A 16,184-nucleotide genomic window follows, 5' to 3' on the forward strand; every position below is an offset into this window, starting at 1 on the left:
GCCGGCTCGCCATCCCAACAGGAGGAAGACTCATGACCCATGTCGTCATCGCGGGCGCCGCCCGTACCGCTATCGGCGCCTTCAGCGGCGGCCTTTCCGCATTGCCCGCCGCCGAACTGGGCCGCGCCGCCATCGTCGAGGCACTGAAGCGCGCGAAGGTCGAAGCGCAGGACGTCTCCGAAGCCATCATGGGCCAGATCCTCGCGGCCGGCGGTGGACAGAACCCGGCTCGCCAAGCCGCCATCGGCGCCGGCATCCCCAATGAGAAGACGGCCTACGGCATCAACCAGCTTTGCGGTTCGGGGCTGCGGACGGTGGCGCTCGGGATGCAGTCGATCCTGCTGGGCGACGCTTCCATCGTCGTGGCCGGCGGCATGGAAAGCATGAGCCAGTCGTCCCATTGCCTGCACATGCGCAACGGCACCAAGATGGGGACGGCCGAATTGGTGGACACCATGATCAAGGACGGTCTGTGGGACGCCTTCAACGGCTACCACATGGGCAATACCGCCGAGAACGTGGCCCGCAAGTGGCAGTTGACCCGCGACGAGCAGGACGCCTTTGCCGCCAACTCCCAGCAGAAGGCGGAAGCCGCCCAGAAGACCGGCCGCTTCAAGGACGAGATCGTCCCGGTGGTCATCAAGGGCCGCAAGGGCGACACGACGATCGACACCGATGAGCATCCCAAGCATGGCACCACCGTCGAATCCCTGGCCAAGCTGCGCCCGGCCTTCGACAAGGAAGGCACGGTGACCGCCGGCAACGCGTCCGGTATCAACGACGGTGCGGCGGCCCTGGTCCTGATGACCGACGCCGAGGCCGCCAAGCGCGGCATCGAGCCCCTGGCCCGCATCGTTTCCTGGGCCACCTGCGGCGTCGATCCGGCGATCATGGGCACCGGCCCCATTCCGTCCAGCCGGGCCGCCTTGCAGAAGGCCGGCTGGTCGGTGGCCGACCTGGACCTGATCGAGGCCAACGAGGCTTTCGCCGCCCAGGCATTGGCGGTCAACAAGGACATGGGCTGGGATGTGGACAAGGTGAACGTCAACGGCGGCGCCATCGCGCTCGGGCATCCCATCGGCGCCTCGGGCGCCCGCGTCCTGGTGACTCTGCTCCATGAAATGAAGAAGCGCGACGCCAAGAAGGGCTTGGCGACGCTTTGCATCGGCGGCGGCATGGGTATCGCCATGTGCGTGGCCCGCGACTGATCGCGGCCCGTCGGTTCCCCGCGCCGGACAAGGGGAAAACAACAATCGGCGCGGGCGGACCCGGATGGCGGAAATGATTTGGAACACAACAACGGGAGGCTACCGATCATGGAACATCATCGCCAAGCGCTGGTGACCGGCGGAACGCGCGGCATCGGGCGCGAGATCTGCATGGAACTGAAGGAGGAAGGCTACCGGGTGATCGCCAACTACGGCGGCAACGACAAGGCGGCCCAGCAGTTCCACGAGGAAACCGGGATTCCTGCCTACAAGTTCGACGTCGGCGATTTCAAGGCGGTCATGGACACCATGGCGACCATCGTGCACGAGCACGGGCCCATCGACATCCTGGTCAACAATGCCGGCATCACCCGCGACGGCACCCTGATGAAAATGAGCCACGACGACTGGGATGCGGTGATCCGCACCAACCTGACGTCCTGCTTCAACATGGCCAAGGCTGTATTCCCAGGCATGAAGGACCGCCGGTTCGGGCGCATCGTCAATATCGGCTCGGTGAACGGCCAGATGGGCCAGTACGGCCAGGTCAACTACGCCGCCGCCAAGTCGGGCATCCACGGCTTCACCAAGGCGCTGGCCCAGGAAGGGGCGCGCTTCAACATCACGGTGAACGCGGTGGCGCCGGGCTACGTCGATACCGAGATGGTTCGCGCCGTGCCGGCCGAGGTGCTGCAGAAGATCGTCGCCAAGGTCCCCACCGGCCGCCTGGGCCGCGCCCAGGACATTTCTCGCGCCGTGCTGTTCCTGGTCGACGAGGACGCCGACTTCCTCACCGGCTCGACGGTGTCGGTCAACGGCGGTTACCACATGTACTAGAAGCGGTCCGGCCGGAGGGCTTCGTCGCCTTCCGGCCCGCCTCGCCATCTAGACGTTGAAGCGGAAAAGCAGGACGTCGCCGTCGTGGACGGTGTAGTCGCGGCCTTCCTGGCGCATTCGCCCGGCTTCCTTCGCGCCCAGTTCGCCGTTGTGCTTCAGGTAGTCGTCGTAGCCGATGGTTTCGGCGCAGATGAAGCCCCGTTCGAAGTCGGTATGGATGACGCCCGCCGCCTCGGGGGCCTTGGCGCCGGTGTGCACGGTCCAGGCCCGCACTTCCTTGGGCCCCACGGTGAAGAAGGTAATCAGGCCCAGGAGGCCGTAGGCGGCGCGGATGACCCGGGCCAGGCCCGTCTCGTGCAGACCGAGGCTTTCCAGGAACTCGTTCTTTTCGGCTTCGGTATCGAGTTGGGCGATCTCCTGCTCGATGGCGGCCGAGATGACCACCGCCTGGGCGCCTTCCTCGGCCGCGCGCTCGAACACCCTTGCGGTGAAGGCGTTGCCCTCGGCCGCCGCGCCTTCGTCGACGTTGCAGACGTAGAGCACAGGCTTGGAAGACAGCAACTGCAGCATGCGGAAGGCCTTCACCTCGTTGGGTGCCAGGTCGACCATGCGGGCGGGCCTGCCCTCGCGCAACAGGGTCAGGCAGCGTTCCATCAGTTCTACCTGGTGTTGGAGGTCCTTGTCGCCGCCCTTGGCCTTCTTGGCCAGGGGCACGATGCGTTTTTCCAGGCTTTCCAGGTCGGCCAGCATCAGTTCGGTCTCGATGGTCTCGATGTCGCGGATCGGATCGACCGAGCCCTCGACATGGACGATATTGTCGTCGGCGAAGCAGCGCACCACGTGCAGCACCGCGTCCACCTCGCGGATGTTGGCGAGGAACTGGTTACCCAGGCCTTCTCCCTTGCTGGCGCCGCGCACCAGACCTGCGATGTCGACGAATTCCAGCACGGTGGGAATGATCTTTTGCGGCTTGGCGATGGCCGCCAGGGCGTCCAGGCGCGAATCGGGCACGCCGACGCGCCCCGTATTGGGTTCGATGGTGCATCAGCGCATTGAACAGGGTGGACTTGCCGACGTTGGGCAGCCCGACGATGCCGCAGTTGATGGCCATGGCCTATTCCCTTTCCTCCTTGGGGGGGCGCGGGGCGGGAGCCGCCATCGCCACCTTGGACATGAAGTCCGAATCCTTTCCCGCCAGCAACAGGCCGGCGAAATCGGCGATGGCCTCCAGCATGGGCTCCAGCCAGACGGCGTCCGCCTTGGCGAAGTCGCCCAACACGTGGCCGGTCACCCGCGTCTTCTCGCCCGGATGACCGATGCCGATGCGCACCCGCTTGAAGTCGGGTCCCACGTGGGCCTGGATGCTGCGCAGGCCGTTATGGCCGGCATGCCCGCCCCCCACCTTGACCCGGATGCGTCCGGCCGCCAAATCCAGTTCGTCGTGCAGAACGATCAACTCGGAAGGCGCGATGCGATGGAACCGCATGGCCTCGCCCACCGAGCGGCCGGACTCGTTCATGTAGGTCTGGGGCTTCAGTGCCAGGGCCCTGGCGCCGTCGATCAGGCCTTCGGCGGCTTGGCCCTGGAAGCGGGAACGCCAGGGCGAGAAGCCATGGCGGCGGACAATCCTGTCCGCCGCCATGAACCCGACGTTGTGGCGGTTCCTGGCGTATTCCGCTCCGGGATTGCCGAGGCCCACCACCAGCAGCATGGATCGACGATCCGCCGCCTAGCCCTTCTTGGCGCCGGCCGCCGGAGCCGCTGCAGGAGCGGCCGCCGCCTCGGCCTCGGCGGGAGCCGCTTCGACTTCCGACTTCATGGCGCTGGGAGCGACGATGGTCGCCACCGTGTTGTCCTTGAAGTGGGTGTCGGGAACGACGCCTTCCGGCAGGTTGACATGGTCCATGTGGATGGAATGGCCGATTTCCAGCCCGGTCAGGTCGATGACGATGCGTTCCGGGATGTTTTCCGGCGAGCAGACCAGCGGAATCTCGTGCAGCACGATGTTCAGCACGCCGCCGCGCTTGAGGCCCGGCGACGCCAGTTCGTTGACGAAGTTCACCGGCACGCCGACGGTGATGCGGGTGTCCTTGGTGACCCGCATGAAGTCGACATGGATCGGCCGGTCGGTGACGGGGTCGAGCTGCAGGTCGCGGGGCAGCACCATCTCCTTGTTGCCGGACAGCTCGATTTCGAAGACGTGGCTGAAGAAGCCGCCGCCCTTGATCTGCTGCTTCAGGACCTTGGGATCGAGGGAGATCAGGGCAGGGTCCTGCTTGTTGCCATAGATGACGGCCGGCACGCGGCCGTCCCGGCGAGTCGCGCGGGCTGCCCCCTTACCGGCCCGGTCGCGCGGCTGCACCGCGAGGGGAATGATCTTGGTCATCGTGTTTCAACTCCTTGCGTCTTGACCATACGCCGGCCTCCAGGGGTGCCGGCGCCCTTATGCCCGCTTCCGCTTCGGCGGGGCGGGAATTCCTTGTGTCTAGTCGAACAGACTGGAGATCGAGGACTCCTCGTTGATGCGCCGGATGGCTTCCGCCATCAAGGGCGCGATCGACAGTTGTTCGACGTTGTGGGCGAGCCGCACCGCCTCGGTGGCGACGATGCTGTCGGTGATGATCATGCGATCCATGGGCGAGGACGCCACGCGGGCCACCGCGCCGCCCGACAACACGCCGTGGGTGACATAGGCCGAGACGTTACTGGCCCCCTTTTCCATCAGCGCCACCGCGGCGTTGCAAAGTGTGCCGGCGGAATCGACGATGTCGTCGATCAGGATGCAGCGGCGATCCTTGACGTCGCCGATGATGTTCATCACCTCGGAATGGCCGGCGCGCTCGCGCCGCTTGTCGATGATGGCCAGATCGGCGTCCAGGCGCTTGGCGATGGCCCGCGCCCGCACCACGCCGCCCACGTCGGGCGAGACGATGACGATGTTCTCGCCGGCATAGCGGTCCTCGATGTCCTTGGTAAAGACCGGCGCGCCGTAGAGGTTGTCGACGGGGATATCGAAAAAGCCCTGGATCTGGCCCGCGTGGAGGTCAAGCGTCAATACCCGGTTGGCGCCGGCGGTGGTCATCAGGTTGGCGACCAACTTGGCCGAGATGGGGGTGCGGGGGCCGGATTTGCGGTCCTGGCGGGCGTAGCCGAAATAAGGCACCACGGCGGTCACCCGATGCACCGAGCCGCGCCGGAGCGCATCCAGGGTACAGAGCAGTTCCATCAGGTGGTCGTTGGCCGGGTAGGAAGTCGACTGGATGACGAAGACGTCCTCGCCGCGGACGTTCTCGTGGATCTCGACGAACACCTCCATATCGGAGAACCGCCGGATACTGGCCTTGACCAGCGGCAGGTTGAGGTAAGCCGAAATCGCTTCGGCCAAGGGCCGATTGCTGTTGCAAGCCAGGATCTTCATGGGTCTCGGGTCCCCTTCGAGCCGCGCGCGTCCGCGCGGGAAGGCGCGGAATGTAGCAATGTCGGCGCACGCTGTAAACGGGGAGCTTCGATTGGGTCGTCAGGCCGGCAGGGAAGGCGCCCCGACATCAGCGAAGCCGTTCTCAGCGGTAGGTCCGGCCCTTCCACGCCCCGCCCTTGCCCAGCCAGTGGCGGCGGGCCGAGTCCAGGGTCATCAAGGTATAGAGAAAGGCGGCGACGGGCAGCAGCAGGCTTTCCCAGGCCGGGCGGCGATAGATAACCAGGGTCGGCCCGTAGGCATAGGCCATCAGCAGCCAGGCCAGCAGGGCGGAAGGATGGCCGGCCAGGGCGCCTAACGGCGGCAGCAGGTAGAGGAAGGCCATGCCGGCCACGGTGCCCACCAGCTTGAAGACGGAACGGTCGAGTTGGACGAAGGCGGTGCGGGCCACCATGCGCCAGACATCGCCCAGGGACTCGTAGGCGCGCAGGGATCGGGTGCCGTCCCGCGCCAGGCCCAGCCAGATGGGGCCCTCCTTCTTGAGCAGGGCCGCCAGGGCGCAATCGTCGATCACCCGGTCGCGGATGGCCGCGATGCCGCCCGCCTGTTCCAGGGTCTCGCGCCGTACCAGCATACAGCCGCCGGCGGCGCCGGCCGTCCGCCTGTCCGGGTCGTTGACCCAGGGAAAGGGGTAGAGCTTCTGGAAGAAGAAGACGAAGGCCGGGATCAGCAGCCGTTCCCAGAAGCTCTCGCAACGCAGATGGACCATCAGGGAGACCAGGTCGAGGCTGTCCCATTCGGCCTTGTCGACCAGCCGGCGCAGGTTGCCCGGCTCGTGCAGGATGTCGGCGTCGGTGAGCAGGAGGTAGCGGGCATCGGGCATCTGCCGGACGGCTTCCATGATCCCTTGGTGCACCGCCCAGAGCTTGCCGGTCCAGCCGGCCGGCAGCGGCTGGCCGGCGATCGTCGTCAAGCGGTCGGAGATCCCGGCGGCGGCGGCCGTGCCGTCCGTGCTGTTGTCGTCGATCACCACGACGTGCAAGCGGCCCGGATAGTCCTGGCCGAGCAGGGAGGCGACCGTGGCGCCGATGGTCGGCGCCTCGTCGCGGGCCGGAATGACGGCCACCACGTCGGGCCAGTGTTCGCGGTCGGGCGCCCCGTTCAGGCGCTGATCGGCCTTCCAGAAGCCACCGCGGAACAGCAGCAGCCCCACCCAGGCCAGCAAGACAGCGAGGACGGCGACGCTCATCGGCGTACCAATGCGTAGACGACTCCCAGCAGCCCGCACCAGAGGAACCCCGGCTTGGACAGGGCCACCCGTCCGGCGACGGGATCGCGGCGGGTCAGAAGGCCGGTCAGGCGGTCGGCGATTTCGACGATCACCGCCGATTCCATGGCCAGCCGGCGGCTATGCAGCCCAGCCGGCAGACGGCGGGCGTCGGCTAGCAGGACTTCCACCCCCTGCAGGCAGCGGTCCAGAACCTCGCGCAGTTCGGGGGATGACTTGGCGGCATCCAGGTCCTCGATCCCGGCTCCGGCCTCGTCCATCCAGTCGAGGGGCAGGTAGACCCGATCCAGGGTTCGGTAGTCGTCCCGGCAGTCCTGGAGATGGTTGATGACCTGCAGGGCGTTGCACAGCGCGTCCGACGGCCCGTAGCCGTCCCGCGATCCGCCGTGCAAGTCGAGCAGGTAGCGCCCCACCGGGGCCGCCGAACGGTCGCAGTAGTCCATCAACTCGCCCCAGTCGGTGTAGCGGGTCTTGACCGCATCCTGCTTGAAGGCGGCGATCAGGTCGACCCCGTGGCGAGTCGTCACGCCGGTTTCGGCCAGACTCTCGCGCAGACGGGCGGCCTTGGCGAAAGCCGCGTCGTCGGGCACGCGGGCCAGCAGGGTATCCTCGAACCCCTGCAGGCGGGCGATCTTGTCCTCGGGCGCCAGATCGGGGCTGTCGGCGATGTCGTCGATGGCCCGGGCGAAGGCGTAGAAGCGGGCGATATGAGGGCGCAGGGCGGCCGGCAGCAGCCAGGAGCCCACGGGGAAATTCTCGTAGGCTTCGTCCTTGCCGGACGGCGTCTCGATGGGATGAAGGGCGGGCGCCGAGGCCGCGGCGGTCATCAGGCGGCTTTCTTGACCCGGTCGCGCAGTTCCCTCAGGAAGGGCGCGATCTCGCCGCCGTGTTTGTGGATCACGGACGCGAATTCGGAACGCTGGGTCTGGCTCATGCTGATGCCTTCGACGATCACGTCGACGATCTTGAATTTGCCGTCCGACTTGCGCTGGCGCACCCGCCAATCGACCTTGAGCGGCGGATTGCCCTCTTGCAGGGAGATGTGGCTATAGACCAGGGCATCGTCCTCACCCTTCATCTGGGAATCGACGACGCTGAGGGTCTCGCCCTTGTAGTTCTCGAAGCGGTTGACGTAGGTGGCGATGACCAAGTCCTCGAACAGAGCCAGATATTCCTGCTTCTCGGCATCGTTGGCCTTGCGCCAGGAAGCCCCCAGCACCCACTGGCCGATGGCCTCGACGGCGAAATGCTCCTTCAGGATGGACCGGAAGCGGCGCTCGCGTTCGGCCCGGTCGATATTTTTCGGTGTCAGTTCCTCGATCACCCGGTCGCCCAGGGACTGCAGGAAGCTCTTGGCTCCGGTGCTGAAATCCCCAGCCGTGGCCCAGGCCGGCATCCCGGCCGCCAGCGCCAGGGCGAAGGCCCCCGCCAGGAACATGCGCTTGCTCGTCTCGATCGGCATCGTCTCGGCTCCTCGTTTTTCCTTTAGTTTCCCCGGTCCGCCATCTGCACGACACGCCCCCGCAGGTCGTCCAGGAAGCGGTCCACCAAGCCACCGCTCTGGTGCAGCAGCGAGGACACCTCGGAACGCTGGGTCTTGCCCAAGCTCACTCCGTCCACGGACACGTCCACGATGCGATAGCGCCCTTCCAGGGCACGCACCCGCCAATCCACTTTCACCGGTGCCCGGCTTGCGTGGGTCACATTCGATTTCACCAGGACATCGCCTTCGGCGGTCGGCACAGATCCGGTCACGGCCAGCTTCTCGCCGGAATAGCCGCCGAAGCGTTGCAGGTAACTGCGCACCGTCAATTCGCTGAACAGCTTCAGCAACTGGGCCCGCTGCTCCTTGGATGCCGCGGTCCAGGCATCCCCGAATACGTAGCGGCCCATGGTGCGGACGTCGAAATAGCGTTCGACCAAATTGCGGAAGGTGTCCACCTGCCGGTCCGGAGCCAGCCCCTTGGTCAAGGCGGCAATGGCTTCGCCGGCCAGGGATTCCACGTGGCGCCGGGCACCTTCCTGCAGATCCGTCGGCGGCGCCGCCACGACGGGGTCGGCCCAGAACAGGGCGCAGGCCGCCATCCCCGCCAACAGGCGACGACGTCCGGTCACGGCCATTCCCGATAACGGCATGATGGGCTCCCACGCATTCGAACCGTGTAATAGACTCTCCAAGCGCGCGGCGAAATCAAGCGGAGTCTTCATCCGGCCTCCGCCCGCGGCAGGGTCAAGAGCACTTCGGCGCCGCCCTCGGGGTGGTTGGCGGCCTCGATCGTACCGCCGTGGCCGCGCAGGATGTCGTAGCTGATCCAGAGCCCCAGCCCCATGCCCTGGCCCACCGGCTTGGTGGTGAAGAAGGGATCGAAGATGCGGGGCAGGTCCTCGGGCCGGATGCCGGGGCCGGAATCCCGGAAGGACACCCGCAACTTCCGTCCGTCGGCCGTGGCGGCGACGGACAGGCGCCGGGGCTCCGGGGCCTTGTCCAGGGCGTCGAGCGCGTTTTCCACCACATTTACCACCACCTGCTGGATCTGTCCGGCATGGCCGCGCACCTTGAGCCCGGCCGGCAGGTCGGTTTCCACCGTCGGGGCGGTCTTGCGCCCGCGGATGGCCCACTTGAGGGCCGTCTCGACGGCTTGGCCCAGGTCGAAGACCTCGCGCTCGCCGGGCGTGCCGGTGAAGGACAGGCGCTTCAGGCTCATGATGATGTCACGGATGCGTTCCGCCCCTTCCTTGGTCCCGGCGACGAGGGACGGCAGGTCGCGCAGCAAATCGTCGATGCGCAGATCGGCGCGCAGGCGGGCCAAGTCCCCTTTGCCGGCCCCCCCGTGCAGGGCCGCCAAGTACCTTTCCAGCCGCTCGGCATAGCGTTCCAGGCTGTGGACGTTGCCGTAGACGAAGCTGGTGGGGTTGTTGAGTTCGTGGGCCACGCCGGCCACCAGGCGGCCGATGGAAGCCATCTTGGCCGACTGCACCAACTGCTGCTGGGCATCCTGCAGATTGCGGTGGGCCTGGTTGAGGGCCTCGTAGGCCCGCCGCAGTTCGCCCACCGGACGGCCGATGATGACCACGCCGCCCATGCGTCCGTCGGGGTCCAGGCGGCCGGTGCAATTGACCGCCACCGGATCGCTGACGCGACCGTCGGCGGCGGCGAAGCGGACCTCGCGATCCCGCACCTCGGACAGCCCCTGGCGAGGGCAGAAGCCGTCGGCTTGGTTGCGGAAATCCGGGGCCAGCAGGTCGGCCAGGGGCCGTCCCTCGATGGAGATGCGGGGCAGGCCGGTCAGGTCCTCCACCGCGCGGTTGACCTGCTGGACGCGGCCCTCGCGGTCGCAGACGATGAGAACGTCGGACATGGAAGCCAGCACGCTGCCGATGAAGCGCTGGGCCTCTTCCAATTCGCCGTTCTTGGTCTCCAGGTCGACCTCGTAGCGGATCAGGTCGGCATAGACCTCGTCCATCTTGCGGATGACCTCGATCCAGGCGGCCTCCTGGGTTTCGTTGAGTTGCAGGGACTCGACCGGAACGGCCATCAGTTCATCCGTTCCAGCCCGTAGCGCTGCAGCTTGGCGCGAAGCCCCACCCGCGACAGGCCCAGTTCGGCGGCGGCGCGGCTGATGTTCCAGCCGTGGCGGGACAGCGCGTCGCGGAGAAGTCCCTCCTCCAGGGCCTCCACCCGGTCCTTGAGGGTCCCGGCAGGGATTTCGACGGGGAGCTGCGGCGCAGCCGTCCGCTTCGCCCCCAGAACCGCCGGCGAGACCAGATCCGGGCCCAGGCGGTCGCAGTCGCAAAGCGCCACCATGCGCTGGATCTCGTTGGACAGTTCGCGCACGTTGCCGGGCCAGGAATAACGGGCGAACGCTGCCAGGGTCTCGGGGGCGAAGCCCTGGATCGCCTTGCGGAAGGAGCGTCCGGTTTCCGCCAGCAGGTGGGTGGCGATCAACGGCAGGTCCATGGCCCGGTCGCGCAAGGCCGGCAGATGGATGGGGAAGGCGGCCAGGCGATAGTAAAGGTCCTGGCGGAAGCGGCCCTGGCGGACGGCTTCCTCCAGGTCGCGGTTGGTGGCCGCGATGACGCGCACGTCCACCCGCCGGGTGCGCTGGGCGCCCAGGGGCCGGAACTCGCCTTCCTGCAGCACCCGCAGGAGCTTGACCTGGAAGCTGGCCGACGTGTCGCCGATCTCGTCCAGGAAGATGGTGCCGCCATCGGCCTGTTCGAACAGGCCGATGCGGTCCTCGTAGGCGCCGGTGAAGGCGCCCTTCTTGCAGCCGAACAGCTCGCTTTCCAGCAGTTCGTCCGGCAGGGCTCCGCAGTTCTGCACCACGAAGGCGCGGGCGGCCCGCGCGCTGTTGTAATGCACGGCGCGGGCCAGCAGTTCCTTGCCGGTACCCGATTCGCCGGTCAGCAGGATCGAAATGTCGTAGGGCGCGATGCGCTCCACCAAGTCGCAGATGCCGGCCAAGGGGCTGTCCGGGGCATGGACGATGGCGTCGAAGCCGAAGCGGCGCTTGAGCGCGTGGCGCTTGCGGGCCACCACTTGGCGCAACGCCGGGGCGGCCATCTTCATCTCCACGCTGACCGCCTGGTTTTCCTGCTGCAGGGCGTAGAGGCCCACGGCGTCGCGCACGGCGCCCAGCAGGGCGTCCGGTTCCCAGGGCTTGGTGATGTAGCGGTAGATGCCGGCCTCGTTCAGCCCGGCGATGATGTCCAGCGAATCCGTGTGGCCCGAGATAATCATGCGCACCGCGTCCGGCCAGCGCTCGCGCACCGCGGTCAGGAACTCCACCCCCGTGATGTCCGGCATGCGCTGGTCGCAAAGCACCGCCTGAACCAATTCGTTCTCCAGATAGCCGATGGCCGCCGCGCCGTCCCGGGCGGTCAGAACCTCGAACTCGTCCGCCAGCACCCGCCGGATGGCTTCCAGCGAGCGGACCTCGTCGTCGATCACCAGAACGATGGGCCTGTGCGTCATGGGCCCATTCTGCCTCAAGCCGGGGCGTTTGTTGAGACTATCCTCTCCGCCACCGCCGCCAGGATCGCCCGGCGGTCCAGGCGGGCGACGCAAGGATACATGCCGTCCTCGGCCGGCAGCCCACAGGCCCCCAGGCATCCCCGGCAGGGCATGTCGTGCCAGAGGAAGGCGATGTTGGGAGGAGTGATCTCGGCGGCATAGGGGACGATCTCGTCCACGTAGGCGGCGCTGGCCAGGCAGAGGGTCGGAGCGCCAACCGCCACGGCCAAGTGCATCAGCGCCGTGTCGGCCGAGATCACCAGGCGCGCGGCCCGCAGCTTGGGCACCAGGTCGGCGAAAGGCGAGGTATCTAAGTCCAGGTTGTGCCGCTCGAGCAGGACTTCGAATTCCGGGCTACGCTTCAGGTCGCCGGGCGCCCCCAGCAGCAGCACGCGGAATCCCGCCGGCAGCGTGTCCAGGATGGTCTCGTAGAGGGACGGCGGACTTTGCTTCAGCGCAACGGCCGAGAAGGGCTGAATCAACACCGTCGGAGCGGCGAAGGCGGCCGGTGGAGCGAGGCGCGTCTCGGGCAGGCGCACCCGGGGCGGCGGAACGGTCCGGCCGGTCAGGGCGTCGGCGAAGCGCGCCCAGCGTACCACCTTGTCCAGGTGCAGGGCGCCGCCGTCCACCAGCTTTCCGTATAGACGGCGGTTGCGCGCCAGCGCCCGGTCGTGCTTCGGCCAGGAGCGGGGTTCCATGGCGGCGGTCTCCGGGGCCCGGCAGGCGGCGACCAGCACCTCGTCCAACAGGGGATGGCGCAGGTGATCGGTATGGACCACGAGGCGGTGGTTGGAAAGGTAGAGGCCGTCCAGGATTTCCAGGCGATAGGCCGGATCGCGGGCCAGTCGGCCGAAGTCCACGGCCAGAATCCCGACATCGGACGGAAACAGGAAGGCCATCTTGGCGCTTTCCTTGCGCAGCAGCACCGTTACCGTCTCGCCCGGCCCGGCCAGTTCCAGAAAGCGCGGCAACACCAAGGCGAACAGAACCGTGTCGCCCAAGCCCCCGCAAGACAGCAACAGCACCCCGGAGGCGATGTCCGGTCGCGCCCTCAAACGCCGCTTCAGGGCCGCATGGGCATCCGCCAGGAAGGCACCGGCACGCATGGGTCAGTAGGCCGCGTAGGATTTTTCCTCGACGATGCGCGAGCCCAGCAGGTCGTTGATCTTGCGCTTGGCCTCCGCGCGGCGGTCGTTGGTGAAGTAGACGGCACGCGCCAGTTCGACGAACTTGGGGCCGAAGTCCTTGGCACGCTCGCAATCGCGGATTTCGTCCTCGATCACCCAGAGCCGCTCGTTTATCGCCTTCAATTCGGCCGCCAGGGTATCCATCTCGGGCGACGGGGGAACGGCCGCGTCCCGCGCCGCCGCCAGGGTGTCGAACTCGACCTTGACGTTCCTCAGCTTGGCCGGATCGGTCATGCGTTCCAGCTTGATCTGCAGGATAGCGATTTTGTCGATCAACTCGCCCGGCGCGACTTCCACGGTGATGGTGGCGACCACTCTCCCCTCCCCATCCGAATGTTGCGGTGCACCGTCTCCCATAGCCGCTCGCACCGCCGGACGCCAGGGGAAAAAGAGGCGGCCTTGCCGGAAGAGCGGCCGGCAATCCCATCTCTGGCATTCGCGTGCCCGAGGATATCGCCCCGTTGCCCACGATGCCGAAAGGCTACGGATGTTCAAACAAAAAGCGATCGGATAGGACTTTCGTTCAATGGACATTCCACCGGGTTTCGGATTGAGTCTCAACGAGGGAAGTTGGGGTACAATGGCCGAGCCGCTATTCGACGGCGTCCGCGGCATTATCGCGGACCGGGACAGGATGTTCCGCCACACGCTGCATTCGATGCTGCGCCCGTTGGGATTCGCGTCGCTCGGCCATACCGACAACCTCGACGACATCCGCGACGCCGTGGCCGACGGACATCTGGACCTGCTGGTCGCCGACATCGGAGTCGGCGAGGACGGTCTCCCCGATCTGGTCCATCGTATCCGCCACGGGCACCTGGGCAGCAACCCCTTTCTGGTCGTCGTCATTCTGGCCGCCGATCCCGGGCCGGCCACGGTGCGGCGAATCATCGACTGCGGTTCCGATGTGGTCCTGCTCAAGCCCATGTCGGCCGGGGCCCTGATCGAACGCCTGCGCAACCTGTCGGCCAATCGCAAAAGCTTCGTCGTCACCACCGACTATGTAGGGCCCGACCGCCGCACCTCGCCCCGACCGGGAAACCAGGAAATCCCTTTGATCGAGGTGCCGAACCCGCTGTCGCCCAACGAACGGGCCGACAGTCCGGCGTTCCAGCGCGCCACCGAGGCGGCGATTCGCCGCATCAACGAGGAAAAGGTGCAGCGCCACGCCTTCCAGATCGGCTACCTGATCAACCGCATCGCGCCGGCCTACCTGATCGGCGACCCGGTGGAAACCATCCGCGCCGACCTGGATAGACTGCTCTGGGTGGTCGAGGACTTGGCCCGCCGCCTACCCGAAACCCGCTGCGCCCATTTGGTCCAGATCTGCGGTTCGGTGCGCCAAGTGGCCGAGCGCGTGCACGCCCGGATCGAAAAGCCCGACGAAAAGGACGTCCGCATGATGCCCGAACTGGCCAGCACGCTACGCAAGGCCTGCGAGGCGGCGGGTTCCGTCCCCGCCGCCAGCGCCGGTTGACTATTCGTAGGTGCAGAGGTAGGCCGTGGCCACCGCGACCTTGAGCTGGAACTTGGCATCGGCAGGCACCACGAAGGAAGCGCCGGCCTTGAAGACCTGCCAGTCGGCGGCGCCCGGCAACTTGACCGTCAGGGCCCCGCTGACCACGGTCATGGTTTCCTTCCGGCTGGTGCCGAATTCGTAGTCGCCGGGCACCATCACCCCCACCGTGGCCGGCAGGGTCTCGGTCTGGAAGCCGATGGACTTGACCTTGCCGTCGAAATATTCGTTCACCTTCAGCATCGCGCATCCTCCCTGGAATTGGCGTTCCGGCCTTAAGGGAAATCGCCGTCTTCGGCAAGGGGCTTGATGGCGGGAAGCGGGCGCCGTATGAATCTCCCATCGTTTCACGTCCGCCAGCAGGGGCCGCCATGAAAGCCGCCGTCATCGTCTTCCCCGCCTCCAACTGCGACCGCGACATCAAGGTCGCCCTGGAGAAGGCCATGGGCCGCCCGCCCTTCATGGTCTGGCACAAGGACACCGAAATCCCCGAGGTCGACCTGATCGTCCTGCCGGGCGGTTTTTCCTTCGGCGACTACCTGCGCTGCGGCGCCATGGCGTCCCATTCCCCCATCATGCGCGAAGTCAAGGCCCGCGCCGCCAAGGGCGTGCACCTGCTGGGCATCTGCAACGGCTTCCAGATCCTGGCGGAGGCGCAGTTGGTGCCGGGGGTGCTGATGCGCAACACCAGCCTGAAGTTCGTCTGCAAGGACGTCCACCTGAAGGTGGAAGACGACGCGACGCCTTTCACCCGCGGCTATCGCAAGGGCCAGGCGATCCGCGTGCCCATCGCCCACCACGACGGCAACTACTACGCCGACGACGCGACCCTGGAGCGCGTCGAGGGCGAGGGCCAGGTGGCCTTCCGCTACTGCGACGAAGGGGGCGCGGCGACCGAGGCCGCCAATCCCAACGGCAGCCGCAACAACATCGCCGGGGTCTTCGACGCCAAGCGCCGGGTCCTGGGCATGATGCCCCACCCGGAACGCCTGATCGAACCCGCCTTGGGCGGCACCGACGGCAAGCCCATGTTCGATTCGCTGCTGGCGGCCTTCGGCTGATCTCCCCAAGGTGCGGGGCATACCCGCGCGCATCGAAGTTCCAGACAGCCCCCCTCTTTCTTCCAGACGCCAACAGGCCGGTACCAGGCAATTGTTGCCGGTGGTGGGCAACGGTTGCCCCGGAGTTGGGTCGAGTGAATCAGGCAATCAAAACCCGCCATCCGCGTCTCGCTACAAAATCGCCATATTTTTACGTTTTGTTTACGCTCTGTGTATAGAAATTGCAGATACGATAGAGAGTCAAAGGATTTGTTTAAAATGTCTATAACTCTGCGCCCGCTGACACGCTGGAAGCGACACAAAAAGCGCTTGAAGGCGGCATCTCCTCATGCAACTGCCATCACGGGGGCTGTATTTGCGGGTCTGGCATCGTTTTCCGGGATATACTACGTGAATGACACGCAATACCTAGAAATCCGCGACACTTTGGCGAGGAATCAGTCCGAACTGACAAGGATGCAAACTGGGCTGGCCTCAGTGGAAACAGGTATCGCCCGTCAAAAATATTACGAGATGACTACACTTAAGTCGTGGGAAATGTATGACCCAACTTGAACAGTGCCCGAGAAAAAGCTGTTCTGTAACAGACTGTTACGGAGTGGCACGGGTTTGTTAGCACTACATTCCGGGGTGGCGGGGTTTCAGGTGGGGGTTTCGT

Annotated in this window: 17 protein-coding genes and 1 pseudogene; 5 read left to right on the top strand and 13 right to left on the bottom strand. The window is 66.2% G+C overall.

What is annotated here, in order from left to right; translation table 11 throughout:
• The first annotated feature begins 32 nt into the window (after positions 1-32).
• Together H7841_15430 and phbB are read left to right on the top strand one after the other, a co-directional pair.
• A complete protein-coding gene (locus tag H7841_15430) occupies positions 33-1,208 on the top strand; it encodes an acetyl-CoA C-acetyltransferase (GenBank protein ID MEO5338264.1) in 1,176 nt (391 codons plus the stop codon).
• Between the two features lie 108 nt (positions 1,209-1,316).
• The gene (gene phbB, locus H7841_15435) at positions 1,317-2,045 is read left to right on the top strand and encodes an acetoacetyl-CoA reductase (GenBank protein ID MEO5338265.1); all 729 of its coding nucleotides are present in this window, start codon (positions 1,317-1,319) and stop codon (positions 2,043-2,045) included.
• Positions 2,046-2,093: 48 nt separating this feature from the next.
• Here phbB and ychF read toward each other — a convergent pair.
• The 12 genes and pseudogenes from ychF to H7841_15495 all read right to left on the bottom strand — a co-directional run bounded on the left by ychF (position 2,094) and on the right by H7841_15495 (position 13,264).
• Positions 2,094-3,156 (bottom strand): annotated as a pseudogene (gene ychF / locus H7841_15440) (redox-regulated ATPase YchF).
• Positions 3,157-3,159: 3 nt separating this feature from the next.
• Positions 3,160-3,756, bottom strand: coding sequence for an aminoacyl-tRNA hydrolase (gene pth / locus H7841_15445; GenBank protein ID MEO5338266.1), 597 nt, complete (start codon positions 3,754-3,756; stop codon positions 3,160-3,162).
• 18 nt (positions 3,757-3,774) lie between these two features.
• Positions 3,775-4,431 (bottom strand): 50S ribosomal protein L25/general stress protein Ctc, encoded by a 657-nt coding sequence (locus H7841_15450; protein MEO5338267.1) that lies wholly within the window; start codon positions 4,429-4,431, stop codon positions 3,775-3,777.
• 99 nt (positions 4,432-4,530) lie between these two features.
• A complete protein-coding gene (locus tag H7841_15455; protein ID MEO5338268.1) occupies positions 4,531-5,463 on the bottom strand; it encodes a ribose-phosphate pyrophosphokinase in 933 nt (310 codons plus the stop codon).
• Positions 5,464-5,605: 142 nt separating this feature from the next.
• Positions 5,606-6,709 carry a glycosyltransferase gene (locus H7841_15460; protein ID MEO5338269.1) on the bottom strand — a complete coding sequence of 368 codons (1,104 nt, stop codon included), beginning with the start codon at positions 6,707-6,709 and terminating at the stop codon, positions 5,606-5,608.
• Complete coding sequence (gene hpnC, locus H7841_15465) at positions 6,706-7,575, bottom strand: squalene synthase HpnC (GenBank protein ID MEO5338270.1); 870 nt, start codon at positions 7,573-7,575, stop codon at positions 6,706-6,708. Before hpnC ends, H7841_15460 begins: the two co-directional genes overlap by 4 nt.
• Positions 7,575-8,210 (bottom strand): ABC transporter substrate-binding protein, encoded by a 636-nt coding sequence (locus H7841_15470; protein MEO5338271.1) that lies wholly within the window; start codon positions 8,208-8,210, stop codon positions 7,575-7,577. The genes hpnC and H7841_15470 overlap by 1 nt, the downstream gene beginning before the upstream one ends.
• A 23-nt stretch (positions 8,211-8,233) precedes the next feature.
• Complete coding sequence (locus H7841_15475) at positions 8,234-8,863, bottom strand: ABC transporter substrate-binding protein (protein MEO5338272.1); 630 nt, start codon at positions 8,861-8,863, stop codon at positions 8,234-8,236.
• 89 nt (positions 8,864-8,952) lie between these two features.
• Positions 8,953-10,284 carry an ATP-binding protein gene (locus H7841_15480; GenBank protein ID MEO5338273.1) on the bottom strand — a complete coding sequence of 444 codons (1,332 nt, stop codon included), beginning with the start codon at positions 10,282-10,284 and terminating at the stop codon, positions 8,953-8,955.
• Positions 10,284-11,723: a sigma-54 dependent transcriptional regulator gene (locus H7841_15485; protein MEO5338274.1), complete on the bottom strand. Its 1,440-nt coding sequence runs from the start codon at positions 11,721-11,723 to the stop codon at positions 10,284-10,286. Before H7841_15485 ends, H7841_15480 begins: the two co-directional genes overlap by 1 nt.
• Before the next feature lie 14 nt (positions 11,724-11,737).
• Entirely contained in the window at positions 11,738-12,868 is a 1,131-nt protein-coding gene (locus tag H7841_15490; GenBank protein ID MEO5338275.1) for a lipopolysaccharide heptosyltransferase family protein, read from the bottom strand.
• Positions 12,869-12,871: 3 nt separating this feature from the next.
• A complete protein-coding gene (locus H7841_15495) occupies positions 12,872-13,264 on the bottom strand; it encodes a DUF6165 family protein (protein ID MEO5338276.1) in 393 nt (130 codons plus the stop codon).
• Positions 13,265-13,529: 265 nt separating this feature from the next.
• Here H7841_15495 and H7841_15500 point away from each other — a divergent pair, with 265 nt between their 5' ends.
• On the top strand, positions 13,530-14,426 hold the full coding sequence (locus tag H7841_15500) for a response regulator (GenBank protein MEO5338277.1): 897 nt from the start codon (positions 13,530-13,532) through the stop codon (positions 14,424-14,426).
• Here the strand turns inward: H7841_15500 and H7841_15505 are convergent, their stop codons facing one another.
• Positions 14,427-14,708 carry a pyrimidine/purine nucleoside phosphorylase gene (locus tag H7841_15505; protein MEO5338278.1) on the bottom strand — a complete coding sequence of 94 codons (282 nt, stop codon included), beginning with the start codon at positions 14,706-14,708 and terminating at the stop codon, positions 14,427-14,429. It abuts the gene before it with no gap.
• 128 nt (positions 14,709-14,836) lie between these two features.
• On the opposite strand from H7841_15505, the gene purQ reads away from it, so the two are divergent.
• A complete protein-coding gene (gene purQ, locus H7841_15510) occupies positions 14,837-15,526 on the top strand; it encodes a phosphoribosylformylglycinamidine synthase subunit PurQ (protein ID MEO5338279.1) in 690 nt (229 codons plus the stop codon).
• Positions 15,527-15,784: 258 nt separating this feature from the next.
• A complete protein-coding gene (locus tag H7841_15515) occupies positions 15,785-16,081 on the top strand; it encodes a hypothetical protein (GenBank protein MEO5338280.1) in 297 nt (98 codons plus the stop codon).
• Positions 16,082-16,184 lie beyond the last annotated feature (103 nt).

Source organism: Magnetospirillum sp. WYHS-4 (assembly GCA_039908345.1).
Taxonomy (GTDB): Bacteria; Pseudomonadota; Alphaproteobacteria; order Rhodospirillales; family GLO-3; genus JAMOBD01.